The organism is Gemmatimonadota bacterium, from assembly GCA_040388625.1.
Lineage (GTDB): Bacteria > Gemmatimonadota > Gemmatimonadetes > Gemmatimonadales > Gemmatimonadaceae > Fen-1247.
Window position 1 is genome coordinate 314,960 of record JAZKBK010000006.1, and the last position, 25,633, is coordinate 340,592.

Consider the following 25,633-nt stretch of genomic DNA (forward strand, 5'->3'; position numbering starts at 1 on the left):
TTGGACCATACGACAACAATCGAGGAATCCAATGCGCGCTTCCATATTCGCCGCATCCATCACGTTTGCGGCTCTCGCGACACCCGTTGTTCTGCCCGCGCAGACACCGCCCGACGGTGCCGAGCTCGTGCGGTTGATGCACGACAGGTACGTTGCGAAGTGGTACACGACACTGACGTTTACCCAGGCCACCGAGCGACGCACCCCCGCCGACACGATGGTGCACGAGACCTGGTACGAGACGATGAAGCTACCCGGCAGACTGCGCATCGATGTCGGCACGCCGGACGGCGATCCGATCATCCTCTTCGCGCGCGACAGCATCTTCGTCCGCCGCGGCGGTCAGAACCTCCCTGCGCGGGCGGGCCGGAATCCGCTATTGTTGCTCGGATTCGACATCTACACGCAGCCCATCGAGCGCAGCGTGAGCGCGTTGCGCGAGGAGGGCTTCGATCTCAGCAAGATGCACGAAGGCACCTGGCAGGGTCGCCGAGTATTCATTGTCGGTGCGGCTGAGGGCGATACGACGTCGAAGCAGTTCTGGGTCGATGCCGACCGGCTGGTCTTCGTGAGGATGGTCGGACCCGTGGCACAGGGGCGCCCCGGCGTCGAAGATGTCAGGTTCGATCAGTACCAGCCCGCCGGTAACGGATGGCTCGCAACCCTCGTAACGGATACGCGTGCCGGCAAGCTCGTTCAGAAGGAGCAATATTCCGACATTCGCGTCAACGTGCCTGTGGCTGACAGCCGCCTGGACCCTGCAAAGCTCGACCAACCCTGACAGATGCTACTGCCCCTCTTCGTTTCAGTCCTTACCGCAACCGCGCAGCTGCCGCGCGACACCGTCACAGATGTTCGGAACCTGCCGATCGTCGAACTACGCGCAGCACACGCCACCAGTAACACGGTCGCGATAATTCTCTCGGGTGACGGCGGTTGGGCCGACATCGACGAGAAGGTTGGAAAGCGACTGCAATCGCGTGGGATCGACGTGGTTGGCGTCGACATGCGCGACTATCTGCGCGGCGGAGGGCGGTCGCCGGCTGTAATTGGACGCGACGTCTCTCGCATTGCGCGGCGCTACATGGCACTCTGGAGGAAGCACGACATTGCACTCGTCGGCTACTCGCGCGGTTCGGACCTGGCGCCATTCGCCGCTACGAATCTCGCTCCCGACATCCGTCCGCATCTCACTCTGATTGCGATGCTGGCCCTGCTGGAGCGCGCAAGCTTCTCCTATCACTTCTCCGACCTGTGGCGCACGACATCGGGCAAGGACGACACGCCCATTCTGCCACAACTCCAGGCACTCAAGGGCGTGCCGATGGTCTGTGTTTACGGAGCTGAGGAAAAGGAATCGCTCTGCCGCTCTGCACCACCGGGACTGATGACGGTCATCGAGCGCAAGGGCAAGCATCACTTCGACGGCAACTACAACGCACTGGGCGACATCGTTTACCAGGCCGTGATGAGAAGCGCGAATGGGACGCCGTTGGGGGATCTGGAAGCGCCTCAGTAACTCAACACCCCATCTACCAGCTTGGCCACGGACGTATAGGGGTGCTCCTTCGCCTCGCCGATCCCCATGATGTGCAGCACTTCCCATTCGTGCGCCTTGAAATAATCGGCGATCATCGACCGGTGACAGCGCCACCATACTGCTTCTGAACACATCGCGGCAACCCTGTCCTCGCGGGCGATCGCGGCCAGCGACTCTGCAGCCTGGGCAAACTCTTCGGTGTCCATGTAGTCGGCATATCCGCGAAACGCCTCGTTCTGCCACTCGGAGTGCGGTGAGTCCGGGAGCGCCTTGCGTCTCCCGCCGAGTGCCGGCATTGGCGTGTATGCGATTCCCGCGGTTGCAAGCGATCGTTCGAGTTCGGCCGGATTGAACTGCGGAAACTTTCGCGATCCTGCGAACCGTCGCACGTCAGCGATACGCATTATGCCGTGCGCGGTCAACAGGTCGATGAATTCAGCAATGGGATGAGTCGAGTGGCCGATCGTCCAGAGCGTTCCTGGCGGCTGCAGGGCTAAAGGTCCGCGCACGATTTGAGAATTGTGCCGCAATTGAGACATACCAGCTTGCACTTGCGCCATTCCAGGCGCGTACTGCCGCACACGTCGCACGTGTCTTCCGGCGGCGTCTCCGTCGAGGCTGATGCTGCCTCCGGGGGTGGCTCAGTACCGCTCTGGGCGCGGTCCAACTCACCCCTCGAAATCGAGCGCCAGATCGAGCGCCGGCGCGGAGTGCGTGAGAGCGCCGACCGAAATCCAGTTGACTCCCGTTTCCGCGATCCCGCGAACCGTCTGAAGATTCACACCGCCGGACGCCTCGATCACCGCGCACCCCGCGACGAGCTTCACGGCGTCGCGCATGTCCTGGAGTCCCATGTTGTCCAGCAGGATGATGTCCGCGCCCGCGCTGATCGCCTCGCCAACCTGCGAGACATCGTCGCATTCCACTTCGATTCGCGTGCCGGACGGAGCAATTGCGCGGGCGCGATGCACTGCGAGCCCGACGTCGTCGCCCAGCGCGGCTATGTGGTTGTCCTTGATGAGCACCGCCTGCTCGAGATCGCTGCGATGGCTCATTCCGCCGCCGCAGCGCACGGCGTAGCGCTCCAGCTTCCGCCAGCCCGGGGTCGTCTTGCGCGTATCGAGTATGCGTGCGTTCGTGCCGCGCACCGCGTGCACGTACTGCGCGGTGAGCGTCGCGATGCCCGAGAGACGTTGCATGAAATTCAACGCCACCCGTTCAGCACTCAACATCCCGCGCGCACTCCCGGTCAGAAAGAGAATCGTGTCCCCGCGATCGATCGGCCGCGCGTCGTGCGAGTCCTCACGGATCGCGATCGTTGGATCGCGCTGCCGGAATGCCTCGATCGCCAACGAAGTGCCACACACCACTCCGTCGCGTCTCGCGACGAGTGCCGCACGCGCAGTCGTCGCAGGATCGATCGTAGCGTTGGTCGTCACGTCCGCGTCTGCCGCATCCTCTTCCAGCGCCGCGTGCACGATGCGCGCCCGGTGCTGCGCGTCGAGCGGAAAGCGCGTTCGCTCTTCCGGTGAAAATGCGAACTCTGCCAGCCGTTGCAGCGACGGGTCGGTGAGCGAGTTGGATTCGATCATTCTCCCGGATCCTCGGCCGTCGACGGATCGAGTGAAAGCGGCGTCGGCCTACCGCCAACTGCCACCATCCGCTCGATTGCACGCCGAGCCTTCGCCGCCGTATCAGGATCGACGGTGATCCTGTGCTGCATGTGCTGCAGCGAGGCCAGAACCTTTGGAAGTGTCGTGACCTTCATGAATGCGCACACCGCCCGATCATTCGCTGGAATGAACCGCTTTGTGGGATTCTCGCGCCGGAGACGGTGCAGGATGCCCACCTCGGTCGCGACAATGAATTCCTCCGAATCCGAGATCGCCGGCCGGCGGATCATTCCCTCGGTCGAGAGAATCTGCACACCCGCGGCGTCCACCGCACCCGACGACACCGCCTCGACCGCGCTCGTCGCGCAACCGCATTCCGGGTGTATGAGAAATTCCGCGCCGGGATGCAGCGCGCGCTGAGCGTTGATGTTCTCCGGATCGATGCCGGCGTGCACATGGCACTCACCCATCCACACGTGAATATTTTCGCGTCCCGTCACGCGGCGCACGTGTGCGCCGAGGAACATGTCGGGGAGAAAGAGAATCTCCCTGTCAGCCGGAATCGAGTTGACGATGTCTACCGCGTTGCCGGAGGTGCAGCAATAATCGCTCTCAGCCTTTACCTCTGCCGTGGTGTTCACGTAGCTGACTACGATCGCACCGGGGTGTTCGTTCTTCCATTCGCGCAGTTGCGCGCCGTCGATCGTCGCCGCGAGCGAGCAGCCGGCAGCCATGTCCGGCAGCAGAACCGTCTTGTCGGGCGAGAGGATCGCCGCCGTCTCCGCCATGAAGTGAACGCCACAGAAGACGATGACCTTCGCTTTCGTCTTCGCCGCCTCGCGGCTCAGTCCGAGCGAGTCGCCGACGAAGTCAGCAGCGTCCTGCACTTCCGGACGCTGGTAGTTGTGCGCCAGGATGACCGCATCGCGTTCACGTGCGAGCGACTTGATGCGCGAGACGATGTCCTCATCCTGTGTCGGGTCGTATATCGATTCAATCATGAATATTGGTTCCGAGATGCGGTGCCGGAGCCGCAATGAGAGTGCTTACCATTCGATGTGGCGATCACGCCACTTTCTCTTGGGACGCGGAAAGTCGCGCCTGAAATGTCCGCCTCGCGATTCCTTGCGAAGCAGTGCTGCCTGCACGATGAGACGTGAAGTCTCGATCATGTTCCCTTCTTCCGTCGCGCCGATCGGGAGGCGCGCCTCGATTCCGTCCAGAATCACGAGGCAATCCAGCAACGCGCCGGCCGTCCGGTCGATCCCTGCATTATCCCACATCACGCGTCGAACCTCGTCGGCTGCAACCTGCGCGGCACCACGATCCAGCAGCGGCGGCGCACTCCACATCGTCGTCGCAGGTTCCGCCGCGAGCGCCACGCCGGTCACCATGTCACGCGCCACACGCTCGGCGAAAACCAATCCTTCGAGCAGAGAGTTGGAGGCGAGCCTGTTGGCGCCGTGCACCCCCGTGCGCGCCACCTCTCCGCACGCGTACAGCCGCGGGATGCTCGCCCGCCCCGCGAGATCGGTCACGATCCCGCCCATCATGTAGTGTGCAGCCGGCGTGACCGGAATGAGATCCGTGTTCGGATTGATGCCGCGCGCTATGCAGAGCGCGTAAATTCCCGGAAAATGCTCTTCGAACGGTCGTTCGAATCGAGTTGCGTCGAGAAATACCTTGTGGCCGGCGCGCTGCTGTCTGAAGATCGCGCGCGCCACGATGTCACGCGGTGCGAGTTCGGCGAGCTTGTGCTCCCTGAGCATGAAACGCTCGCCGCGGTCGTTCACAAGTATGGCGCCTTCGCCCCTTACGGCCTCCGAAACCAGCGCCAGCGGCGTCTCCGCGGTGTCCAGCGCAGTCGGGTGGAACTGCACGAATTCCATGTCGGCCAGCTTGGCGCCAGCCCTGTGCGCGATGGCGTAACCGTCACCGGTGGCCACCGCTGGATTGGTCGTGTAGCGATAAACCTGCCCGCAGCCGCCCGTCGCCAGGACGGTGGCGTCAGCGATGAATTCCGTCGCCTTGCCGGCGACCGTCGCGCGAACGCCGACGCATACGTCGTTATCTATGATCAGATCGAGAACACGCGTTTTCTCGGACACGTGAATCGTGGGCGCCGCTCGCACGCGCTCGATCAGCGTGCGCGCCACCTCGGCGCCGGTCTGATCGCCGTGCGAATGGACTATGCGCCTCCGCGAATGCGCGGCCTCGCGCCCCAGCTGAAGGTTCCCCGCGGTGTCGCGATCGAATTGCGCTCCGGCGGTCGCTAGCTCGCGCACCCGATCGGGACCTTCCTCGACTAGCACTTCGACAGCGGCTGCGTCGCACAGTGCGGCGCCCGCTGCGAGCGTGTCGATCCGATGAAGCTCCGGAGAGTCGCCGGCTCCCAGAGCGGCGGCGATGCCACCTTGCGCGTACGCGGTGGCGCTATCGAAAAGAGAGCGCTTGGTGAGAACGACCACTTCACCCGAATCGGCGGCTCGCCACGCGGTGTGCAGTCCTGCGACTCCGCTCCCAACCACCAGGAAACGAGTGCGAATGCGCTCAGGCATGTGCGAAAGATAGCCACCCGCGCCAGCCGGCGCAGTTCCGATGACGCCCGTACGGCGGCGCTTTGTTCCGCGAACTGAAATCCACTCTATCGTGGCGGCCCAATCCCATTGGAGCAAGCCATGAAGTCGAAGGCGAAGTCGCTCGTGAAGTCCAGCCGCACGCTCATCCGTACGTTGGTCGCCGTCACGGTGATTGCCACGGCAGTTGCACAGCACGGATGCAGTGACACACCAACTGCACCGGTCACACTGACTCCTACTGGCGCTTCGGATGCCATCAACGCACCCGGCGACGACAGCGCACCCGAAACGATCTTCCTCGCCCCGCTTGGGCCCAAAAAACACCCGCGAGGCGTGCTCGACACGACGCTCGCACCCTCGGTCACAATCTGTCGCCTCAACGGTGACGACTGCGGCAGTGCCGACACACTGGCGCATTTCGTCCGTGATTCCACCGCCGACTCGACGCATCGAATCGAGCTCAGCGATCGCGCGTATCACTTCCGCTGGAATGTGGAGGATCTGCCCGCAGATCCATCGGCTGCATACCGCCTGGTCGTCACGCTCGGTGACACCACGGCTGGCTTCACTGATTTCAAGCTGGTCGATCCGGACTATCGACCAGCGGCAGAGGATACATCGCGCTTCGCGTTCATCACCGATCGCAACTGGCTCAATGTTCGATTCCAGATATTCGTACCGCCAGTGACGCTCACTGTAATCTCCGAGCCCGGCGTTCACGGAGATCTCGGCAGCCAGACGTACAGCTTCCGCCGCGGCGACCGTGTGGAGTACAACTTCGCAGCAGACTCGGGCTACCGTAACGCTCTGGTGACACTGGATCAGAATCCCGTTGCAAAACGCGGTCGTGTCACCATGGATGCGTCGCACGTTCTGATTGCATCAGCCGACCGCGAGGCCGGCGTCGCATCCGGCGACGAGTGGATCCTGCGCGACGCGCGTGCACTGCTCAGGTCGAACGACAAGATTGCATCTGCACAGAACCTGCTCCACAAGCTGGACGAGATGCAGGACACCGCCAATATCATGGAGCGGTTGCGGCGCGTCGAGATGACGGTCCTGCAGCGCGAAGCCGATGCAACCGCAATGCCTGCGCTGGACGCCGCACTCGCGGGCCACGCTTTCGACGCCGGGTCAGGCGCGGGATCGGGCAATGAGGCGCCGGGAAACGGTGGCGGCGACATCGGAGACGTTACCGCTTCAGCGCTGCTCGTGCCGCTCGGCACGTCGTCACGTTCACAGCTACTCCCGCAATTGCCGGCACAACTACATCCGGCGACAACTATCATGTCGCCCCTGTCGCCAGCGACGTCCAGCGCCGAGCCTGTGACCATCGCGTACGTGAACGGCATTCTCACCACACCGCTCGGCGCACTGTTCGCCGCGCATCACATAGCGGTAGCTGCACGAGAGGCGCAGTGGTACGCCAACGCTCCATTCGACGTCAAGCTGTTGTACAACCGCAGCGCCATGGCGAGCGAAAGCGGCACCGAGGACCGCTGCATTCTGGAACTGGGAATCCAGGGCGACTGGCTCGGCATCAATTCGCTTCCGGATGAGGTTGCAAGATGTCTCAATAGCACGAGGCCGCACGCCCTCGCGCTGCTGGCCGACTACGCCGAGGTGAGCCAGCAACTGAGCAGTGTGCTCGATCGCTCGCTCAGCGCGCGCCCCGCCGACGTCGATACGATAGCCGCGATCACGACGCGGCTGCGTGATGCGGGGCGGCACGTCGTATTCGTCATGCATTCGCAGGGTAATCTCGTCGTCCAGCAGGCGTTGACGCTGCTCGCTCACAGGGGGAAGTATTCGCAGGCGCGCGACACCACATGCATCGGCGGCGTGGCGCTCGCATCTCCAACCAGCGAGGCGTGGCCGATCGCGCCGCGACACCTGCACGGACTTGTTGTCGACGGCGACGCTATCCTCATGCTCGGTCACAATAAATTCCCGCGCGTGCGCACGCCGCTGTCGGATTCTGCGGCGAGCGCGACCGGCGGTTCGCTTCAAGCGCGGATTGTATCTCTCGTTTCCGCCTCCAGACTTCGATGGGGCCTCCGCCTGCACGGCATCATCGAGAGTTATCTCATGCAACCACCCATGCGCGGACGCATACAGGATGCGATCGTGGCGTCGTACAAGGGTTGCGCACTGGGTGACGTTTCAATCGCGCCAGCCGACATGCGGCTTCGCACAGGCGAGACGCGAAGCCTCAGCGCTGCGTTGCGGGACATGGTCGGTGATCCACTCGACGGTCGCCGTGGACTCACATGGAAGGCAGAATCGCAATCGGATTGGCAGCGTGGCGTCGCCCTGTCATCCGACGGTGTCGCAACGGCGAGATATGTCGGAGGCACGAGTGTGAGCGCCGTGACGCGAAATGTTGTCGGCACGACAGGCATAACGGTCGATCCGGCGCAACTTCACATCTCGGCGAACGAAACCCTTTCGGCGCAATGGGTGTTCGTGTGGCCGCCGAGTACCGGCAATCAGGACCCGATTCCGGATTTCGTCGTCCCGCCGACGAGTTGGGGCGGCGGAAGCTGCGCGGAGTTCACGGTTTTGAAGAGCAACGGCCGAGAAGGGACCGCCAGCAAGCAATGCACCGCTGACTACCACGTTGCGATCGACGAATTCCCGGGCGCTGACAGATACGTGGGCGCATTCTTCGAAAAGCATGCGACCGCATCCCTGTTCAGCGTGTCGGCACGCAACGCATCGCTCCACGGAGCAACCAGCGGGCCGACTCCGAACATAGATCTGCTTCCCGGACCCACGCTCATCGACCGAATCGGCGTGACCGCGCTCGATTTCGCTGGCCATCTTCTCGCGAGCGGTAACGCATGCGTGCACGGATGTCTCGGCTGGCCGGATCTCCAGCACTAGCAGATACGCCCGGCGCGCTCCCCGGGTATCCGGGCAGCCGCCAGTGCGGGCCAACATCTATATTTACCACCCGTGCGCAAGATCATAATCGCCGTCGTGGTACTGCTCGCAGCCCATGTCGCTCTGCTGCTGGCTGGAGCAGGCCGCGGCAACGCGAGCCTCGCCCGCTCCGGCACCACCGTCGGGATTGTTTTCGACGTCGGTGGACGCGGAGACAAGTCGTTCAACGATGGCGCATACGCGGGCGCAGACAGCGCGCGCCGGATGCTCGGCGTCACCGTGCGCTACATCGAGCCTGGCGATGGCTCCGATCGGGAATCGGGGCTTCGCCTGCTGGCCGCGGAAAAGATGGATCTCGTCATGGGCGTCGGCTTCATCTTCACGGATGACCTGACCAACCTCGCGCGGGAATATCCCAACATCAACTTCGCCGGCATCGACCTGTCGCTCGCATACGATTCCACCGGCAAGCTGATCCCACCGCCGCCAAATCTTGCCGCTCTCAAGTTTCGCGAGGAAGAAGGCTCCTTTCTCGTGGGGTCACTCGCAGCGCTGGTTGGACATTCAAAGAAAGTCGGTTTCATCGGCGGCATGGACATACCGCTGATTCACAAATTCGAGGCGGGTTATACCGCGGGTGTGAAGTACGTCTGTCCGGACTGCACCGTGATCGCACAGTACGCCGGTGTCACTCCCGATGCGTTCAAGAATCCCAGCCGCGGCAAGGAGCTCGCGTTGAGCCAGTATCAATCCGGCGTCAACGTAATCTTCCACGCCAGCGGTGCGACGGGCCAGGGCGTATTCGAGGCAGCGCGCGCGATGCACAAGCTCGCGATCGGCGTGGACGCGGATCAGTACAACGACGCACCCGGCTACATACTCACGTCGATGGTCAAGCGTGTGAATGCAGCGACGTTCGATGTGATCCGACGGGCGCACGAGGGACAGTTTCACGGCGGCGTATACTCGTTTGGCCTCAAGGAGGGCGGTGTGGGCTACGTGTATGATGAGCACAACAAGGGACTGATCCCCGATTCCGTGCACGCGCGCGTCGAGGCGATCAAGGCAGACATCATTGCCGGCAAGATCAAGGTACCGACGACCAGATGACGAGTTCGCACACATCCGCGCAAGCGCGCACGCTCGCTGTGCGGATGCACGACATCTCCAGGTCGTTCGGTCCGGTGCGCGCCAATCGCGATGCGTCTCTCGAAGTCGCACTCGGCGAGATCCATGCACTCGTGGGTGAAAACGGCGCCGGCAAGTCCACGCTCATGCGCATTCTGGGCGGATTGCTGACGCCGGATTCCGGCACTCTCGAAGTGAACGGCCGCGACGTCACGGGATGGAGCACGCCGGACGCCATTGCGGCTGGAGTCGGTGTAGTGCACCAGCACTTCATGCTTGTCCCGACTCTTACGGTCGCGGAGAACCTGGTACTCGGCAAGGAACCGACGAGCGGTGGTCAGCTGGATTACAGACGCGCCGTGGCGGACGTGAAGCGGCTTGGCGAAGAGACAGGCCTGGTGATCGACGGAACGCGACTCGTTGCCGACCTCTCCGTGGGCGAGGCGCAACGCGTGGAGATTCTGAAGACGCTGTATCGCGGCGCGAAGATCCTCGTGCTGGACGAGCCGACCGCCGTGCTCTCACCACCGGAAGTGAAGGAGCTCGCACAGGTACTGCGGCGCGTCCGCGATAACGGAGGCACGGTCATCATCATCACTCACCGTCTGGACGAAGTGATGTCGCTCTCCGAGAACATCACCGTGATGCGCGCAGGTGAAACCGTCGCTCGCTTCCACACCGCCGATACGAATCCTGCTGAGATCGCACAGGCGATGGTAGGCCGCCACGTGCGGCTTACGACTCGTGAGTTCGCGATCGTCACGGAGAGCGCAGCTGCCGCGAATGCGACCTCCGCATCGAGTGCGGGCAACGCGTCACCCGGGGCGCCATCCGGTGGCCTTGAAGTGCGTAACCTTCTGGTTACGGGTTTTCGCAGATCGTTCGAAGTGAACGATGTGTCGTTCACCGTCAAACCGGGCGAGATTCTCGGAATCGCGGGAGTCGAGGGCAACGGCCAGAGCGAATTGATCGAAGCGATCGCGGGATTGCGCGCGATCGCGGGCGGCTACGTTGGACTCGGCGGACGGGATGTCACATCCGCCTCGCCGCGCGAGCGGACCGATGCCGGCCTGTCGCACATCCCCGAAGACCGCCAACGACGTGGACTGATAATGAATTATTCGGTCGCGGACAATCTCATACTTGGGATGCAGCATCGTTTCACGCAGCACGGTTCGCTGGACCGCGCCGCGATAGCCGAATACGCCAGCGAGCAGATACGCACCTTCGACATTCGACCGACCGACGCGTCGCTTCCCGCGCGTGCGCTGTCCGGCGGGAACCAGCAGAAGGTCGTCGTCGCGCGGGAGATGGGCGGCGGTCGCGACTATTCAGTACTGCTCGCATCGCAGCCGACACGCGGCGTCGACGTCGGCGCGATCGAGTTCATACACGCACGGCTGATCGCCGCGCGTGATGCAGGCAAGGCGATTCTGCTGGTGTCCGCCGAGCTCAATGAAGTTCTATCGCTGTCCGATCGCGTTGCCGTGATGTGCGGCGGCCGTTTCGTCGTCATGATGCCGGCCGCGGACGCAACCGAGGAAGTGCTCGGCGAGTACATGACCGGCGCAAGAGAAGCAGCATGACGGCGGCACGACGCGAAAAGATAGAGGAAGCGCTGTTTCCTCCAGTCGTTGCGATCCTCATCGCGTTTGTGGCTGGCGACATCATCATGCTCAGCTTCAACCAGTCGCCGTTCGTCGTGTGGCGGCTGTTGCTCGAGGGGACATGGGGCAACGCGTACGGCTTTGGCCAGGTGCTTTACAAGGCGACGACGCTTTCGTTCACGGGAATGGCAGTTGCGTTCGCGTATCGCGCAGGTCTGTTCAACATCGGCGGCGAGGGACAGCTAGCAGCGGGCGGACTCGCCGCCGCACTCGTCGGGTTCGCGCTACCGGTCGGGTTCCCTGCTCTGCTCGCGATTCTGCTGGGCTGCCTTGGTGCCGCAGCTGCCGGCGGAGTCGTTGGCGCAGTGCCGGGATATTTGCGCGTTCGTTTCGGTGCGCACGAGGTGATCACGACGATCATGCTCAATTTTATCGTGCTGGCTCTGCTCAACTGGTTCATTGCAACCAGGCTGCGCGTGCCGGAAACGTTGCACACGCCCGAGATTCATGCGGGCGCGATTGCGCGACTCAGCGCGGTGCTGCCGGCGTTCCACGGCTCCGCGGCGAATCTGTCGGTGATCGCTGTCCTGCTTACCGCAATCGCCATGTGGTACTACATGTTCCGCACGCGTGGAGGATACGAGCTTCGTGCGGTCGGGCTGCAGCCGGACGCAGCCGAATACGGAGGAATCTCCGTCGGTCGCGTTCTGTTCAGCGCAATGACTGTATCGGGCGTCATAGCCGGCCTGGGCGGCATCAACTTCGTGCTCGGCTACAAGTACTACTACGAGGATGGATTCGCTGGCGGCACGGGATTTCTCGGAATCGCCGTCGCGCTCGTCGGACGCAACAATCCGTTCGGCATCTTGCTCGCCGCACTGTTCTTCGCGACGCTGTCGCAGGGCGGCCTCGCAGTCAACGCGTTCGTGCCGAAGCAGATGGTGGACGTGCTTCAGGGCATCGTCATCATAGCGATCGCGGCGTCCGTTCCCGAGGTTCAGCGCATCCTGCTCGGGTCGCGAAGGCGTCCAGTCACGACATCGGCACTCGATTCACAGCCGGCTGCGACAGAGCCGCCGGCAGCGGCGGTCTGACGCGATGAATACCTTCGCCATCGTCACGCAGGTGCTCCGCATCGCAGTACCGTATCTGTTCGCCGCGGCTGGCGGAGTTATCGCCGAGCGTTCCGGCGTCATCTCGCTCACGCTGGAAGGGTACATGCTGGGCGGTGCGTTCGCGGCCGTGGTTGGCACGTTCTATTCCGGCAGCCCGGTCGTTGGCGCGTTGTGCGGCATCGGCGGTGGTGCGGTGCTTGCGCTCATCCACGCCGTTGCGTCGATCAGGTACCGCGCGGACCAGGTGATCGTCGGCATCGCGGTCAACCTGTTTGCGATCGGAATCACGCGCGTTTTCCTCAAGCTCATGTTCGGCAGCTCCTCCAACTCACCCCGCGTCGACGGTTTCGCCACGGGATATGGCGATCCACTGCTGTGGCTGGGGCTGCTCTCTACACCGATCGTCGCGTTCATTCTGTTCCGAACCGTGTTTGGCCTGCGCGTGCGAGCCACCGGCGAGAAGCCCGAGGCGGCGGCCAGCGTCGGCGTGCCGGTGCATCGTATCCAGTACATGGCGGTTCTTCTCAGCGGGGCCCTCGCCGCATTGGGGGGCGTGTACCTGGCGCTGGATCAGCACCAGTTCACGGATCAGATGACGGCGGGCCGAGGGTTCATCGCAGTTGCGGCCGTCATCTTCGGGAGATGGAGCCCGTTGCGCGCCGGTGCCGCGTGCCTCTTGTTCGCGGCTGCGGAGACGGTGCAGATACATCTTCAGGGCAACCATGTGATCGCATCTCAGTTCATCGAGATGATACCGTACGTTCTGACGATCGTTGCGCTGGCCGGAGTGGTCGGACGCGCGATCGCGCCGGCGGCGCTGGGGCGGGGCGAGACGTAGCCACGGTTCGGGTGACAATCGGGTCGACCGCCCCAGCGGTAGCCGGGACGGGGCGAACGGATGTCTCCGCGAGGTGGCTGCTCGGCCCCTTATTCATTCACGCAGCGCAGCCCCCCTCATCGCGGCGAGCCTCCACTCCTGCCGCCGCGCGTTCGGCTAAATTCCCACCACATGCGATGTCACTTGAAAATCCGCTGCACGGCGCCGGCCCAATGTATCCGGTGCAGTTCCAGCCTCATGAACGCATGGACATCCCACAGCCGCACCGGGACCGACTCATACCCACGGCTTCCGGCGTGATCCCGTACCGCCGCCCTTCAACATCTCGCTTCCGCTAGTGCCCAGAAGCGCGGCACTTGGACGCCTGACGGCACTCATCATCACGGCGTTTGTCGACATGGTGGGGCTGCTCATGATCATCCCCCTCATGCCGTACTACGCGCGTTCGTTCGGCGCGAGTGCGCTCATGGTCGCGTTGCTCATGTCGTCGTTCACGGCAGCCCAGCTGCTCAGCGCGCCGTTCTGGGGAAGGGTTTCGGATCGCTACGGAAGGCGTCCCGCGCTTCTCTTCGGGCTCGGTGCCGCAGCGATCGCGTACGTCGTGTTCGCATACTCGACTACGATATGGCTTCTGCTTCTGTCACGCGTCGTACAGGGCGCAGGCGGCGGCACGACGGGCGTCGTGCAGGCCTATGTCGCTGACGCGGTCGAACCGGAGGAGCGAGCCAAGGCACTCGGCTGGATCTCGGCCGCGACGAACGTCGGCGTTGCGCTCGGCCCGCCCGTCGGATCGTTTGCACTCAAGTTCTTCGACGTGCACGGCCCCGGTCTTATCGCCGCCACGCTCTGCGTGCTCAACATCGCGTTCGCGTGGCGCTATCTGTCCGAGTCACGCGACATGGTCGAGGCAAAACGTGTCGAGCCCAAGCGCGGAGCATCGTTTGCGGCTGTGAAGCACGTCTTCACGCACACCAAGGAAGCGGCACCGCGACTCATCTGGGTGTACGCGATCGGCATTGGCGCGTTTCAGGGAATCACGGCGATCCTGGCGCTTTTCCTGGACGACAAGTTCGGCATCACGGCCGATCGCATCTGGGTGATCTTCACGTTCATGGGAACGATTTCGGTGATCACACGTGCCGGGATACTCGGCAAGGCCGTCGACCGGTGGGGCGAGGTGCGGCTGTCACGCATCGGTCTCGTGATGCTCGCAGCCGGACTCGCCGCGTTCCCTCTGATGCCGACGTACGTAACGCTGTACCTCGCAGTGACACTGATACCACTCGGAACCGCATTCACCTTCCCATGCGTCACGTCGATGCTGTCGCGCGTCATCAGCAGGAACGAGCGCGGCCTGTACATGGGGGTGCAACAGACATTCGGCGGGCTTGCGCGCGTCGTAGTCCCGCTCTTTGCCGGCTTCACCTACGACCACTTCGGACATTCGATCCCGTTCCTGGTGTCGTCAGGACTGGTGCTGGTAGGCCTGGTCGTCGGATTGGGTATCGACGATCCAAGAAACCCGAACCGCCAGGTCCAGAAGGCAGCGGCGTAGCCAACGGGGCGGGGCGCGTATCGCGACCGTGCGCGCGGTGATCATCCGGTTTCGATCGGGCGTAAATGCGTCAGCCGTGCCCTGGGGTCGATTGGCGCGGTGTTCATCCAATATCGATCGCGCGTAAAATGACGGTTACGTAATGTGGCGGAATGGGCGCGGTGTTCATCCGATTTCGATATCACGTAAAATGACCAGGCGCGGATGCATCCGCGCCCTACACAGGCGTACCGGAACGGCGCGACACTATGGTACGGGACGCACGCCAGGCACGTGACGGGTTGTCCATTACGTAATTCCGGACTCGTTCTAACGCATCTGCATCGCGAATGATCCTATCGTGAAAGCTGCGCTGCCAGATTGGCGCTGGCGGAGGCTCAGGCACCATTGTGATGTCACGCGACGCACGCTGCTTTGTCCAGCCAACGATATCACTGAGACTTGCTGTCCGATTCCGCGTGGATAGCAGTACGACTATCGCGTGGACGTGATCTGGCATTACTACGAATCGGTCGATAACCACACCATCGAAACTGTCGCACACCGTCAACCAGCGTCTATGAACAGCGAGGCCTGCAGCCGTAAGTGCAATCCCGTGCCGCGTGGGGGCGCCGAAGATAGGTCTGCGGCCGTGCGTAATGGTTGTAACGAAATACACGCCGGCCCTTGCGTAGTCGTATGCCGACCAACGTGGATGCGTGCGCGCATAGAAATTATTCATGGCACAACGATGCGACCGGGCCGAATACTCGATCCCATCGTTTGACAAGCACCACAATTACATCAATGCGTTTGTATCGATGCCCCGCCGACACGGAATTCCGATTGCGCCGTCCCGGTACGCCTGCGTAGGGCGCGGATGCATCCGCGCCTGGTCATTTTACGTGATATCGACATCGGATGAACGCCGCGCCGGTTCCGCCACATTCCGTAACCGTCCATTCACGCGCGATCGAAACCGAATGATTGCCGCATCAATCGACCCCACGACACGCGGATCCGTGTACGAACGATCGGACCTCGATGAACGCCGCGCCGGTCACCCCACATTGCGTAATCGTCCATTTACGTGATATCGAACCCAGATAATCACCGCATCAATCGACCGCACGACGCACCGATCCGTCTACGCGCGATCGAAATCGGATGAACACCACGTCAATCGCGGCGCACTACGCAACAATCACATCAACGCATTTGTATCGATGCCGCGCCGACACCGAATGCCGATCGCGCCGTTCCGGTACGCCTGCGTACGGCGCGGATGCATCCGCGCCTGGTCATTTTACGCACGATCGAAATTGGCTGAACCCACCGCGAACCGCACCGGATCCCCCGGGAGCAGCTGCGCGAATCTCGACAGACACGAATCCCTGATCACCGCGATCTTCGGATATCCGCCTACTGTCGGCCCGTCGTTCATGATCACTATCGGCGTACCGCCGTCCGGGATCTGTATCGCACCAACACAGGCCGGCTCCGACGGCGACGCGGCAGATCCGCTGTGCGAGATCGCGACGCCGTCCAATCGATAGCCACTTCTGTCCGACGCGAGCGAAACCAGATACTCTGTGTTCAGAAATGTCGCCCACGCAGCATCGTCGAACAACGATGCTTGCGGTCCGCGCATTACCGTTACCGGGCCGCCGGAATTCGTACGGCCGCCTCGTTTGTCGTATTCGATATTGTGGTACGGTGTGATCACGTGATCGCCGATGGGCAATTGATCACCGTTGCGCAGCCTGCGCCCGTCGAATCCTCCCATTCCGGCGCTCAGCAGCGTCGATCGGCTGCCCAGCACGATAGGCACGTCGATTCCACCGCGGACCGCGATCAGAACAAACCGCCCGCGCACGATGCGGTCGATCCGCAACTCGTCACCGTTGGCAATGACGATCGGCAGCCACGGATCCGCCTTTACTCCGTTGATGCGCAGTATTGCCTCCGCCCCGCCAATCGCGACCTTCGCCGCGCAACCGAAGCGAAGCGCTCCACCAGCAACAGCCCACTCGATCATCGCGGCGTTGGGATCGTTGCCAAGAATCGCATTGAGCAGCAAACCAGACTCGCGATCCGCGAGCCCCGATACCGGAACTCCAGAATCACGGAAGCCAACGCGTCCCAGATCCTGTATCGTCGCAAACGGCGGCGCCGCAATTACAGTAATTACATCGCTCATCCGTCGACCCTGACGAACCGAACCGAGTCGCCCGCGCGAACCAGTGCAGGCGGGTCACGCGTCGGATCGAACATCGCCATCGATGTCGTTCCGATGAGATGCCAGCCGCCCGGCGTGACCAGCGGATAGATCGCCGTCTGCGCGCCGGCGATCGCGACCGATCCCGCGGGAACGCGCACGCGTGGATTCGTGCGACGCGGGAGTACCAGTGCTTCATCGAGATCACCGAGATAGGTGAAGCCGGGAGCAAAGCCAGTCATGTACGCGCGATACGTCCGCGAGCAGTGCTTCTCGATCAACTCATCCTGCGCCAGCCCCGTGCGCTCGGCAACTTCTGCGAGATCGGGCCCGTCATAACGCACTGGAATCTCGATCAGCGTCGAGCTGTCATCGCTCGCTGCATTCGCATCCCCGATCAGATTCGCAACCTCCGCCGATACGGTCGCGAACGACACCGCCCGACTGTCGAAGTACACTGCGAGTGTCGTGTACGCCGGCACCACGTCCGTAACCGAAGACAGCTGCGTGTCGCGTATGCGTCGAGCAGCAGTACGCACGCGGACACCGACATCCCAGGATATCGTGCGCGCAAACGTTACGAGCAGTGCATCGTCACCAAGCTGCTGTATTATCGGAAATTCATCCACGGGGAGTCACGTTCGGACGTGCATCACGGGCGTGCGAACGACGCCACGCTGATGCCGGCCTGTTCCAGCCGCGTCCGAACCGCACGAACGATGGCAACCGCGTCGGGGCCGTCCCCATGCGTGCAGAGCGATTCGGCACGGATGCTCACGACAGCGCCATCAGCCGAAAGCACCGTACCTGTCTGCACCATTCGCAGCGCACGCTCGGCTACGGCACCCGCGCCTTCCAGTACCGCGCCGGCCTCCGTGCGCGGTACCAGCGTTCCGTCCCTGCGGTACGCGCGATCGACGAACGCCTCGCTCACGCTTCGAATCCCCACCCTTGCCGCCGCTTCGGTCAGCGCGCTTCCCGCAAGACCGAGCAGAATGAGCGACGAATCCACGGAGCGCACTGCACGTGCTATCGCGTCCGCAGTAGCAGCGTCTCTCGCCGCGCGATTGTACAGCGACCCGTGTGGTTTGACGAATCGGAGATGCGCCCCCGCGGCGACACACACCGCCTGCAAGGCGCCGATCTGATACACTACCATCGCTTCGACCTCAGACGGCGTCACTGCAAGATCGCGGCGACCAAACCCTACAAGGTCCGGATAACCCGGATGCGCACCGATCGTTACCCCTCGCCCCGCCGCGTTCGCTACCGTCTCCCGCATCACGACCGGGTCGCCCGCATGGAAGCCGCACGCGATGCTCGCCGATGTCACAGTCGCGAGCAGCGCGTCATCGTTAAGCCTGTAGCGTCCGAAGCCCTCGCCCATATCGGCGTTCAGATCGACGGCCAGGCCGCCTGCAGGGATGAAATCCGACGCGCCCTTCATGACACCAAAGTTGCGGGCGAATCGCTGGCGCCGCAACTTCTGGCATGACTTCTCCCGCCGTCTCCCCGCGCTCGATGCGAACCGTCCTCATCGCGTCCTGTGCGGGCTCGATGATCGAGTGGTACGACTTCTTCATTTTCGGCTCGCTCGCGGCTATCCTGGCGCACCAGTTCTATCCGCCCAACAACCCGACCGCCGGCTTCCTCGAAGCCCTCGCGACCTTTGCCGTTGGTTTCGCGGTGAGACCGATCGGCGCGCTCTTCTTCGGGCGCATCGGTGACCGGCTTGGTCGAAAGAAGGCGTTTCTTACAACGCTCGTCGTCATGGGCACATCCACGTCGGCGATCGGCCTCCTGCCCGGCTTCGCGACGATCGGGTTCCTCGCCCCGGTCACACTCGTCGTCCTCCGCCTCATCCAGGGACTGGCACTTGGCGGCGAGTACGGCGGGGCAGCGGTCTATGTGGCCGAGCATGCGCCAGAGGGAAAGCGGGGCTACTACACGAGCTTCATTTATACCACGGCCACTGTTGGACTGCTCGTGTCGCTGCTCGTCATCCTTGTCACGCGCAGACTGATTGGCGAGGCCGCCTTCGCCGCGTGGGGATGGCGTGTTCCGTTTCTCGTGTCGTCGATACTTGTCGCGATATCGTACTACGTACGGCGCAAACTGGAAGAATCGCCGATGTTCGCGGAGCTCAAGGCGCGCGGCGAGACGTCCTCCACGCCAATTCACGACGCCTTCGGAAATTCGCGATGGAAGGTGATGCTCACGCTCCTCTTTGGCGTCATCTCCGGACATGCCGTGACGTGGTACGCCGGACAGTTCTACGCGCTGTTCTTTCTGCAAACCGTGCTCAAAGTGCCGTTCGGCGCCGCGTACATGGCGGTGACGGTCGCACTCGTTTTCGGAACACCGTGCTTCGTTCTGTTTGGCGCGCTGTCGGATCGCGTGGGCAGAAAGCCAATCATCATGCTCGCCTTCGCACTCGCCGCGATCACGCTGTATCCCTGCTATCATCTCATGGCACGGGCCGCGGCGGGAACGCCCAACGTTCCTGCGCTCGCAGCGCTCATATTCTATCAGATCGTGCTCGCCGCGATGTGCACCGGGCCACTCGGCGCACTTCTCGTCGAAGCATTCCCGACGAGCGTGCGTTACACGGGGGTGTCGTTCGTGCACCACATGGGAACGGGATGGTTCGGCGGATTCCTGCCGCTCATCGCGACCGCACTCGTAGCGCGGACGGGGAATCCCTACGCCGGGTTGTGGTACCCGATAATCGTAACCGCAGTGACGTTCGTCATCGGCGTGACACTGTTCAAGGAACGAAAAGGTACTTGGAGCACGTAGGCAGGAGATGACGACGCTCGCCACCGGCAAGGATGGCGAGCGAATGTGGGGCACGGATGCATCCGTGCCTGTCATTTGCAATGCAATCGAACCTTACGGTCCCTTCTTCGTCGGCGCCTGGAGCTTACCCTTGGTCCAGATCACCAGCAGTGCACATCCGCTATTCGATCCGGATGACAGCTCCATCGGTACATCGACCGGATTGTAGAACTCGACCGCCGCGACGTCCTGCTCGCCGACGATCTCGTCGATCGACTGACCCGCGCTCGCCGATACCGTATTGTTGTCGATGAGGTACGCGACACAACCATTGCCGCGCGTCGTGGAGACGTTTGCACTCGACCCGCTGCCGGTCACGTAGATGCCGGGAATGCGCCGGAGAATGTCGGACGTGTATGTCGGACTGATCTTCTTGATCTGATCGAGATCCATGTAACGGCCCATTCCCATCTTGCGCCGGCGCTCGAATCCAGTGCTTTCCAGCGGATCCGCCTTCGCCTTGACGTCGACGCTGGACAGCACCGGTGTGTATGCACCGAGACGCACCGTGAGCTGATTGGTTGCAAGCGATGTTACATCGATCGGCTGTTCTACAGGTGAGTAGCCTACACGACGCACCAGCACCGATTGCGTGCCGGGAACGACTCCCGTAAGAGTGAACTTGCCATCCGGTCCGGTGGATGTGGATGACTCACTCCCCTGCACCGAGACGCGCGCGCCAGGCACGGGAACTCCACCCGCGTTGGTAACTGTACCCGTGATCACCGCGCGTCCAACCCTGTGCGTCCGCGCCCCCCCGGTCGTGTCGCCCGAAGCGACAATGGCCGGTGGCAATATCAACATGCGCATCGAAAGCGCGTGATCGGCTACTTCGATAGGGACTTCCGCTGTCTTGGCAGTGCCGCGAATCGCCTGCAGCGACCCGCTGAAATTCGCAGGCACTCCGCATATGCGATACGTCCCATCCGCCGCGACGGTCGCCTTCCGCACGTGCGGCGTTGTCCGAAGCCCGACAACTGTGTTCACTTCCGTTTCCGACCACGCAACCGACACCTCGGCGCCGGTGGCCGGCTTATCCGTATCAGCGTCCACCACGCGTCCGAGGATGACGCCCGGCCCGAAGCGAAGCTTTGCCGGCGTGCATACGGAGGTGATCAGCGTACGGGTTCCTGGAATTGCCAGTTCCACCGTCTGGACCTGTCCTGCCGTCACCGTGATCGAGTCCGAGAGCAGCCGGATGCCGAGCGAATCCAGAACCGGATGCGTCACCTCCAGCACGTACTTGCCCGGAGGGATCGAATCGATCCGGAACGCGCCCGCCTCTGTTGTCACCGCGTGCCTCCCCGCCAGCCCCATCACCGCGATGCCGGCACGAGCCAGCATCTCCTCGTGCAGGGAATCGAGCGCGGCGCCCATTATGCTGCCCGTTCCGGGCGCCAGGGCACTAGCGGATGGTTTGTCGGGCACCGCCTTCGTGGCCGTCGAGTCAACCGGCTTCTGGATGATCGAGTGACGTGGAACGATCCGTTGCGCTTGAACGGCAGACGGAAATGGCAGGCAGAACAGCGCAACAGCTGCTGCCAGAATTGCAGAACGGCTCATAGGATCTCTGACCATGTTGCCCCGTATATTACTCCAGATGGGCACTCAAAACTCGAATCGCGAAGTCGTGTTTCTCTCCGGCGTTCGCACTCCATTCGGTACGTTCGGCGGTGCGCTGCGCGACGTCTCCGCCATCCAGCTTGGCGTTATCGCCTCTAAGAGTGCGATAGATCGCGCCAGTATAGCGCCAACATCGATACAGCAGACCATCTTTGGAAATGTACTCTATACCACCAACGACTCGCTGTATTTCGCGCGCCACGTAGCCCTGCGATCTGGTTGCCCGACCGAAGCGCCCGCACTAACTGTAAACCGCTTGTGTGGCTCAGGGTTCCAGGCAGTCGTGAGCGGAGCCCTCGAGATCATCACCGGCGAGGCCGAAGTCTGCCTCGTGGGGGGCGCCGAGTCCATGTCCCAGGCACCACACGCCGTCCGCGGAATCCGGTGGGGCGTGCCACTTGGCAAATCTCCCGCGCTGGAAGATACCCTGACGGAGGGTCTCAAGGACTCATTCGCCAGCGTATCAATGGCAGATACCGCCGAGAACCTCAACGAGAAATACGGCATCGGACGGGCGGCTTCGGATGAGTTCGCGCTCCGTTCGCAGATGCTCACACGGGACGCTTGGGAGTCAGGGGTGTATGACGAGGAAGTGATCCCCGTTCCAGTAAAAAATCCCAAGACACGTGAGACGGAAGATTTCCGCCGCGACGAGCACATGCGCCCCAATTCCACCGCTGAAGGACTCGCAAGACTGCGCCCGGCATTTCGCGAGAACGGTGTCGTGACGGCGGGCAACGCATCCGGCATCGGCGACGGCGCAGCAGCCATGGTCGTAGCGAGCCGCGAATACGCCGACGCGCACGGCATCAAGCCACTCGCGAGACTGGTCTCGTGGGGCCTCGCAGGCGTCGATCCGCGCATCATGGGAATCGGTCCCGTGCCAGCGACAAGGGCCGCGCTCGAGCGCGCTCATATGTCGATCGACGACATGGACTTGATCGAGGTCAACGAAGCATTCGCCACGCAGACGTGCGCGGTTCAGGCCGAGCTGCACATTCCGCGTGAGAAGTTGAACATACACGGCGGCGCGATCGCGCTGAGCCATCCGCTTGCCGCGTCAGGCGCACGCATCACCGTCCACCTGTTGCACGCGCTGCGTGCCAGCGGCAAGCGCTACGGACTCGGCACCGCCTGCATCGGCGGCGGTCAGGGGATCGCGCTCATCGTGGAGTCGCTCGGCGCTTGATCGCAATGCCATCATCCCGCAAATCCGAACGAATGAAGAAGCTTCTGCGTTTCAGTGCCGCTACGGTCGGGGCTGCATCGATCGCCGGCGTGTTTGCATGTGCGTCCGGATCTGCATCCCAGCCGCAGGCGGTCCAGCCAATCATCATGGGCCGCTCTCCTGACACGACGTGGCCGATAAAGACGAGAGAGAATGTCGATCTGTGGCTTCACGGTTTCGCGCTGCTGTCGGACGACAGCTCGGCGCAGGTACCGTTGTTTCGGCGCGGCTACCGTGATGATCTGACCGTCCTGAAGAACAAGGCAAACGTCCTGACGCAGCTCGACGTCAACCACGACAAGCTGGCGAGACAGCTCACATCGAGTCGTCTGTTGATCAACGCGCAGTTCGTTCCGTTCTACTTCTCCTCACTGGAAGAGATGCGTACCGTCATCGACCGCTTCGTTGCGTCGAACGGGAGCCCGGGCTCCGCGAAATCACAGACGGAATCGGCGCAGTTCGCCGTACTCGCGAGCTATTTCCAGAGTCCGGCAGATCGCACCTGGCTCGCGCTCTTCGCATCGTCGTTGTGGGATGAGGACGCCAAGTTCTATCACTCGTACTGGGTGCAGCAGCAGCGCGAGCGCGCCAACGTGATCGACTCGACGACTGCAATGTGGCAACATCTCATGCGCCCGCGCATTCAGCGATTCCTTACCAACACGCAACAGCGCGACGGCGACATAATTCTGTCGCTCCCGCTCGCAGGCGAAGGTCGCACGATCAGCGCGGCCGGTGGCTTCCGTACCACCGTTGCCGTCACATTTCCGAATCGTCCATCCGACGCGCCGGAAGCGATGTACACTCTCGCGCACGAGCTGGTCGGTACTGTCGCAAATGCTGCGATCGCCGACAACACTACGCCAGCGGAGCAGCGCAGTGGTGCAGCAGATCGCATTTCCAGCACGGCAACAGTGCGCGCAGGTCTCATGCTGCTGGAGAAATTCGTTCCTGAGTTGGCAGACGGGTACGCTCGCTATTACATACGCGCGACTGGTGCGACACCGAGCGCCGCGCCACGCACGCAGCTCGCGTCGCTGTTCCCGATTCCAGACGCGATCCGTGACGCGATGAAGCGCCAGATCGACAATATCGACAGTGGAATCTGATCTTCCGGAAAAGGCGTCTGCCAGCACGGCGGTAACCGCGCCCGAGCACGGACTGGATCGTCGTGCGGTGGAGCGTGTGCTTGCGCGCGCCGCCGAGTTGCAGGGGATCGGCGGCGGCGAACAGGACGCGGATGCGATCACTGAAACGAAGTTGCTCGAGATCGCGAAGGAAGCAGGTCTCACCGTCACGAGCGTTCGGCAGGCGCTGGCCGAGGAGCGTACGCGCGTCAGCAACGATACGGACGATGATAGCCGTTGGCTCGTTCGCGTCGCGGGGCCGACATCCGTGTCCGCGTCGCGAACGATTCCGGGCGAGCCGGAAGCCATAATCGCATATCTGGACGCATACATGCAGCGGGACGAGTGCATGCAGGTCCAACGCAGGTTCGCGGATCGAGTGACGTGGGAAGCCAGAAACGACTGGGTCGCAGCGATCAAGCGCGGCCTTCGCAGCGGCGGCCGGTCATACCAGCTCTCGCGCGCCAGTCAGGTTGCCGCAACAGTGGTTCCCGTCGATGACAAGAGGTCGCTGGTTCGCCTGGACGCCGACCTCGCGCCTTCGCGCACCAATGTCGTGCGCGCCGGAGGTGCAGTGACCGCCACGGGTATCGTGGCCGGTGGCACCTTCGTCGCCGGCGCGACACTCGCGCACGTTGCCGTCGGGCTCGCGCTCGGGATGGCCGCGTTTCCGATCGCGATCGCTGGTGGCGGCGCGTATCTCATCCTTCGACGGCATCACGGCTTCGCCGAGCGCATTACGCTCGCGTTGGAACAGGTACTGGACCGACTGGAGTACGGCGAATCGCGTCGTCCTGCCAATCTCCTCGAAGCGCTGGCGGCCCAGCGGCAGATCCACAGGTGACATGCTCATGAGCGACACACATAACGGCATCAAGGTCGTCGCCGTACTCGGCGGCGGACTCATGGGATCCGGCATCGCGCAGGTGTGCGCCGCGAGTGGATACGCGACGACGGTACGCGAAGTTTCCGACGAGCTCTGCGACAGGTCGCGCGCCGCGATCCTCGGATCCTTCGACAGGGCGATCGAGAAGGGCAAGGCGACGGGAGCAGACAAGGAGGCAGCGCTCAAACTGATTCGCTTTACGACTTCACTCGCTGATCTGGCCAGCGCCGACATCGTGATCGAAGCAGTGGTGGAGGATCTCGCTGTCAAGTCAGAGATGTTCGCGGAGCTGGATAAGCTGTGTGGACCGCACACGATCTTCGCGTCGAATACGTCGAGCCTGACCATCGGCGAGATTGCCGCCGCTACTTCGCGCGCGGACCGGTTCGTCGGAATGCACTTCTTCAATCCCGTTCCGGCGATGAAACTGGTGGAGGTCGTGCGGGCAATCAAGACCAGCTCTCGAACTGTCGAGCGCGCGCTCGCGTTCGTGCGTTCACTCGGCAAGGAGCCGATCCGGGCGCACGACAATTCCGGCTTCGTGGTGAATCTTCTCCTGGTACCGTACATGATCGATGCGATCCGTGCACTGGAATCGGGCGTCGCGTCCATTGCGGACATCGACAAGGGGATGATGCTCGGTGCGGGATATCCGATGGGCCCGTTCACGCTGCTCGATTTCGTTGGACTCGATACGACGTACAGGATCGCGGAGATCATGTACGACGAGTATCGCGAATCACGCTATGCGCCACCGCCACTGCTCAAGCGAATGGTGATCGCCGGCATGTACGGCAGGAAATCGGGAATGGGATTCTACGATTATTCGAAGACACCGCCGGTCCCGAACGACCTCGGCGTCTGACGCGCGTT

Annotated in this window: 21 protein-coding genes; 13 read left to right on the plus strand and 8 right to left on the minus strand. The window is 62.6% G+C overall.

All coding sequences use genetic code 11. The features are described 5' to 3' along the window. The first annotated feature begins 31 nt into the window (after nt 1–31). Together V4529_14860 and V4529_14865 are read left to right on the plus strand one after the other, a co-directional pair. The gene (locus V4529_14860; protein ID MES2359613.1) at nt 32–781 is read left to right on the plus strand and encodes a hypothetical protein; all 750 of its coding nucleotides are present in this window, start codon (nt 32–34) and stop codon (nt 779–781) included. 3 nt (nt 782–784) lie between these two features. After that, nucleotides 785–1,519, plus strand: a complete 735-nt coding sequence (locus V4529_14865; GenBank protein MES2359614.1) for an AcvB/VirJ family lysyl-phosphatidylglycerol hydrolase — start codon at nt 785–787, stop codon at nt 1,517–1,519. Here the strand turns inward: V4529_14865 and V4529_14870 are convergent. The 4 genes from V4529_14870 to V4529_14885 all read right to left on the minus strand — a co-directional run bounded on the left by V4529_14870 (nt 1,513) and on the right by V4529_14885 (nt 5,711). Then, nucleotides 1,513–2,049, minus strand: coding sequence for a DUF488 domain-containing protein (locus V4529_14870; protein MES2359615.1), 537 nt, complete (start codon nt 2,047–2,049; stop codon nt 1,513–1,515). The genes V4529_14865 and V4529_14870 overlap by 7 nt on opposite strands. 159 nt (nt 2,050–2,208) lie before the next feature. Next, a complete protein-coding gene (nadC, locus tag V4529_14875) occupies nt 2,209–3,132 on the minus strand; it encodes a carboxylating nicotinate-nucleotide diphosphorylase (GenBank protein MES2359616.1) in 924 nt (307 codons plus the stop codon). After that, nucleotides 3,129–4,154, minus strand: a complete 1,026-nt coding sequence (gene nadA / locus V4529_14880) for a quinolinate synthase NadA (GenBank protein ID MES2359617.1) — start codon at nt 4,152–4,154, stop codon at nt 3,129–3,131. The genes nadC and nadA overlap by 4 nt, the downstream gene beginning before the upstream one ends. A 45-nt stretch (nt 4,155–4,199) precedes the next feature. Next, entirely contained in the window at nt 4,200–5,711 is a 1,512-nt protein-coding gene (locus V4529_14885; GenBank protein ID MES2359618.1) for an L-aspartate oxidase, read from the minus strand. A 120-nt stretch (nt 5,712–5,831) separates the two neighbouring features. Between V4529_14885 and V4529_14890 the strand changes: the two genes are divergently transcribed. From V4529_14890 to V4529_14915, 6 genes are all read left to right on the plus strand, one after another. Continuing rightward, nucleotides 5,832–8,618, plus strand: a complete 2,787-nt coding sequence (locus V4529_14890; GenBank protein ID MES2359619.1) for a hypothetical protein — start codon at nt 5,832–5,834, stop codon at nt 8,616–8,618. A 72-nt stretch (nt 8,619–8,690) separates the two neighbouring features. Then, nucleotides 8,691–9,728 (plus strand): BMP family ABC transporter substrate-binding protein, encoded by a 1,038-nt coding sequence (locus tag V4529_14895; GenBank protein ID MES2359620.1) that lies wholly within the window; start codon nt 8,691–8,693, stop codon nt 9,726–9,728. Beyond that, nucleotides 9,725–11,332 (plus strand): ABC transporter ATP-binding protein, encoded by a 1,608-nt coding sequence (locus V4529_14900; GenBank protein MES2359621.1) that lies wholly within the window; start codon nt 9,725–9,727, stop codon nt 11,330–11,332. The genes V4529_14895 and V4529_14900 overlap by 4 nt, the downstream gene beginning before the upstream one ends. Next, entirely contained in the window at nt 11,329–12,447 is a 1,119-nt protein-coding gene (locus V4529_14905; protein MES2359622.1) for an ABC transporter permease, read from the plus strand. Before V4529_14900 ends, V4529_14905 begins: the two co-directional genes overlap by 4 nt. A gap of 4 nt (nt 12,448–12,451) precedes the next feature. Beyond that, entirely contained in the window at nt 12,452–13,306 is an 855-nt protein-coding gene (locus V4529_14910; GenBank protein ID MES2359623.1) for an ABC transporter permease, read from the plus strand. 337 nt (nt 13,307–13,643) lie between these two features. After that, the gene (locus V4529_14915; protein MES2359624.1) at nt 13,644–14,861 is read left to right on the plus strand and encodes an MFS transporter; all 1,218 of its coding nucleotides are present in this window, start codon (nt 13,644–13,646) and stop codon (nt 14,859–14,861) included. A 1,285-nt stretch (nt 14,862–16,146) separates the two neighbouring features. Here the strand turns inward: V4529_14915 and V4529_14920 are convergent. Genes V4529_14920 through V4529_14930 form a run of 3 tightly spaced genes read right to left on the minus strand, consistent with a single transcriptional unit; the run spans nt 16,147 to nt 18,505 of the window. After that, the gene (locus V4529_14920; protein ID MES2359625.1) at nt 16,147–17,040 is read right to left on the minus strand and encodes a biotin-dependent carboxyltransferase family protein; all 894 of its coding nucleotides are present in this window, start codon (nt 17,038–17,040) and stop codon (nt 16,147–16,149) included. Then, nucleotides 17,037–17,687 carry a 5-oxoprolinase subunit PxpB gene (pxpB, locus tag V4529_14925; GenBank protein MES2359626.1) on the minus strand — a complete coding sequence of 217 codons (651 nt, stop codon included), beginning with the start codon at nt 17,685–17,687 and terminating at the stop codon, nt 17,037–17,039. Before pxpB ends, V4529_14920 begins: the two co-directional genes overlap by 4 nt. 23 nt (nt 17,688–17,710) lie before the next feature. Then, on the minus strand, nt 17,711–18,505 hold the full coding sequence (locus V4529_14930) for a 5-oxoprolinase subunit PxpA (GenBank protein MES2359627.1): 795 nt from the start codon (nt 18,503–18,505) through the stop codon (nt 17,711–17,713). 44 nt (nt 18,506–18,549) lie between these two features. Between V4529_14930 and V4529_14935 the strand changes: the two genes are divergently transcribed. Then, nucleotides 18,550–19,857 (plus strand): MFS transporter, encoded by a 1,308-nt coding sequence (locus tag V4529_14935; protein ID MES2359628.1) that lies wholly within the window; start codon nt 18,550–18,552, stop codon nt 19,855–19,857. 93 nt (nt 19,858–19,950) lie between these two features. Here V4529_14935 and V4529_14940 read toward each other — a convergent pair whose 3' ends face one another. After that, the gene (locus tag V4529_14940; protein ID MES2359629.1) at nt 19,951–21,459 is read right to left on the minus strand and encodes a carboxypeptidase regulatory-like domain-containing protein; all 1,509 of its coding nucleotides are present in this window, start codon (nt 21,457–21,459) and stop codon (nt 19,951–19,953) included. A 37-nt stretch (nt 21,460–21,496) separates the two neighbouring features. Between V4529_14940 and V4529_14945 the strand changes: the two genes are divergently transcribed. The 4 genes from V4529_14945 to V4529_14960 are packed head-to-tail and all read left to right on the plus strand — an operon-like array spanning nt 21,497 to nt 25,625. After that, nucleotides 21,497–22,708 (plus strand): acetyl-CoA C-acetyltransferase, encoded by a 1,212-nt coding sequence (locus V4529_14945; GenBank protein ID MES2359630.1) that lies wholly within the window; start codon nt 21,497–21,499, stop codon nt 22,706–22,708. A 32-nt stretch (nt 22,709–22,740) separates the two neighbouring features. After that, on the plus strand, nt 22,741–23,856 hold the full coding sequence (locus tag V4529_14950; protein MES2359631.1) for a hypothetical protein: 1,116 nt from the start codon (nt 22,741–22,743) through the stop codon (nt 23,854–23,856). Then, complete coding sequence (locus V4529_14955) at nt 23,846–24,718, plus strand: hypothetical protein (GenBank protein ID MES2359632.1); 873 nt, start codon at nt 23,846–23,848, stop codon at nt 24,716–24,718. The genes V4529_14950 and V4529_14955 overlap by 11 nt, the downstream gene beginning before the upstream one ends. 7 nt (nt 24,719–24,725) lie before the next feature. Next, a complete protein-coding gene (locus tag V4529_14960) occupies nt 24,726–25,625 on the plus strand; it encodes a 3-hydroxybutyryl-CoA dehydrogenase (GenBank protein ID MES2359633.1) in 900 nt (299 codons plus the stop codon). The last annotated feature ends 8 nt before the right edge of the window (nt 25,626–25,633 follow it).

Excerpts from the sequence above, each read along its gene's own strand:
- V4529_14920 (MES2359625.1), bottom strand. The coding sequence starts at position 17,040 with ATGAGCGATGTAATTACTGTAATTGCGGCGCCGCCGTTTGCGACGATA.
- V4529_14890 (MES2359619.1), top strand. The coding sequence starts at position 5,832 with ATGAAGTCGAAGGCGAAGTCGCTCGTGAAGTCCAGCCGCACGCTCATC.
- V4529_14950 (MES2359631.1), top strand. The coding sequence starts at position 22,741 with ATGAAGAAGCTTCTGCGTTTCAGTGCCGCTACGGTCGGGGCTGCATCG.
- V4529_14905 (MES2359622.1), top strand. The coding sequence starts at position 11,329 with ATGACGGCGGCACGACGCGAAAAGATAGAGGAAGCGCTGTTTCCTCCA.
- nadC (MES2359616.1), bottom strand. The coding sequence starts at position 3,132 with ATGATCGAATCCAACTCGCTCACCGACCCGTCGCTGCAACGGCTGGCA.
- V4529_14930 (MES2359627.1), bottom strand. The coding sequence starts at position 18,505 with ATGAAGGGCGCGTCGGATTTCATCCCTGCAGGCGGCCTGGCCGTCGAT.
- V4529_14900 (MES2359621.1), top strand. The coding sequence starts at position 9,725 with ATGACGAGTTCGCACACATCCGCGCAAGCGCGCACGCTCGCTGTGCGG.
- V4529_14960 (MES2359633.1), top strand. The coding sequence starts at position 24,726 with ATGAGCGACACACATAACGGCATCAAGGTCGTCGCCGTACTCGGCGGC.
- V4529_14885 (MES2359618.1), bottom strand. The coding sequence starts at position 5,711 with ATGCCTGAGCGCATTCGCACTCGTTTCCTGGTGGTTGGGAGCGGAGTC.
- V4529_14945 (MES2359630.1), top strand. The coding sequence starts at position 21,497 with ATGGGCACTCAAAACTCGAATCGCGAAGTCGTGTTTCTCTCCGGCGTT.
- V4529_14860 (MES2359613.1), top strand. The coding sequence starts at position 32 with ATGCGCGCTTCCATATTCGCCGCATCCATCACGTTTGCGGCTCTCGCG.
- V4529_14935 (MES2359628.1), top strand. The coding sequence starts at position 18,550 with ATGACTTCTCCCGCCGTCTCCCCGCGCTCGATGCGAACCGTCCTCATC.
- nadA (MES2359617.1), bottom strand. The coding sequence starts at position 4,154 with ATGATTGAATCGATATACGACCCGACACAGGATGAGGACATCGTCTCG.
- V4529_14865 (MES2359614.1), top strand. The coding sequence starts at position 785 with ATGCTACTGCCCCTCTTCGTTTCAGTCCTTACCGCAACCGCGCAGCTG.
- V4529_14940 (MES2359629.1), bottom strand. The coding sequence starts at position 21,459 with ATGAGCCGTTCTGCAATTCTGGCAGCAGCTGTTGCGCTGTTCTGCCTG.
- V4529_14910 (MES2359623.1), top strand. The coding sequence starts at position 12,452 with ATGAATACCTTCGCCATCGTCACGCAGGTGCTCCGCATCGCAGTACCG.